Source organism: Fictibacillus sp. NRS-1165 (assembly GCF_050468105.1).
Classification (GTDB): Bacteria; Bacillota; Bacilli; order Bacillales; family Fictibacillaceae; genus Fictibacillus_C; species Fictibacillus_C terrinigri.
The window spans coordinates 1-999 of sequence record NZ_JBDPNU010000136.1 but is presented as its reverse complement, the minus strand read 5'-3'; the positions used below and the strand labels follow the sequence as shown (position 1 = coordinate 999).

Genomic DNA, 999 nt, shown 5'->3' with positions numbered 1-999 from the left:
TGACATATCGCGGTTTCCTCCGCCGCCTTGGCGCTGCTTATCTCCGCGCCCGCCTTTTCTTCTCTTGTCCCTTGATTCATTGTTGCCGCCGCGCTGAGGGCGTCTGCGGTCACCAAATCGGTTGTCCCGGCGTTTTTTGGTTGCCAAAGGCGGTTCGAACGTCAACTCAATCGGAGTGGTATCCGGTTCTTTTGTTAAAAGCTTGAGTGCAGCAGATAAAAGAGATACAGAATCATGCTCTTCAAGCATCTCCATCGCTGTCTGTTTGTAAACTTGGATGTCGCCGTCTTCAATTACGTTCAGCAGCTTATCTAGCGCCATGCGCTGTTGGCCTTCAATTGCCTCAGTGAGTGATGGAACAGGACGTTTAACCATTTTACGCTTCGTAATTTTTTCAATGGTGTATAGATGATCGATCTCACGAGGTGTGATAAACGTTACCGCATAACCCGTTCTCCCTGCACGTCCAGTACGTCCGATACGGTGAACGTAGCTTTCAGGATCTTGTGGAATGTCAAAGTTATATACGTGAGAAACCCCGCTGATATCAAGGCCACGCGCTGCAACGTCAGTCGCGACAAGCACTTCGATCGTATTGTTCTTGAACGCGCGGAGAACCATGTCACGTTTTGACTGCGGAAGGTCACCGTGAATACCCTCAGCTGAATAACCTCGTTTGTTCAAGGCTTCAGTCAATTCATCTACACGTCTTTTGGTACGCCCGAAAACGATGGCAAGCTCTGGCGATTGAATATCGAGCAAACGTGTAAGTGCATCGAATTTTTGTTTTTCTTTTACTTCAACATATTCTTGTTCAATGCTTTTTACCGTCATCTCACTTGCTTTTACACGAATGATCAGAACATCTTTCATGAAACGCTCTGCAAGTTTCTGAATTTGTTTCGGCATCGTTGCCGAGAAGAGCATCGTATGCCGTTCAGTAGGCACGTTCTCAAGGATGGTCTCAATATCCTCGATGAAGCCCATGTTCAGCATTTC

At 47.1% G+C, this 999-nt stretch carries 1 protein-coding gene; it reads right to left on the bottom strand.

Translation table 11 applies throughout. The annotated features are described in order from the left end of the window. Positions 1 to 999 (bottom strand): DEAD/DEAH box helicase (locus tag ABHN01_RS25100; RefSeq protein WP_429877805.1); only part of this gene is annotated, 999 nt, incomplete at both ends.